The sequence below is a fragment of the Pseudomonas sp. AC083 genome (assembly GCF_979253165.1).
Window position 1 is genome coordinate 1 of record NZ_CEEDDH010000146.1, and the last position, 270, is coordinate 270.

A 270-nucleotide genomic window follows, 5' to 3' on the forward strand; every position below is an offset into this window, starting at 1 on the left:
TTATTTATCCTCAAGAATATGTTTAGCCGCTTCTAGTGCTGAAGCTGCTTTAGGCCATCCGATATAAAAACTAAGATGAGTGATGACTTCAATCAATTCGTTCTTCGTGACACCATTTTCTTTGGCAAGATGTAAATGGTATTCCAGCTGATTCAGGCTGCCCGTACTTACTAAAGCTGAGACTGTAATCATACTCCGATCTCTAAGAGAAAGTTCCTCCCTTCTCCACAAATCTCCAAAGAGAACTTTTTCTGAGTACTCAACAAATGC

General features: G+C 39.6%; 1 protein-coding gene. It reads right to left on the reverse strand.

The genetic code is table 11. From position 1 onward, the window contains the following. Positions 1–270 (reverse strand): carboxymuconolactone decarboxylase family protein (locus AC0IXA_RS27515; protein WP_471814916.1); only part of this gene is annotated, 270 nt, incomplete at its 5' end.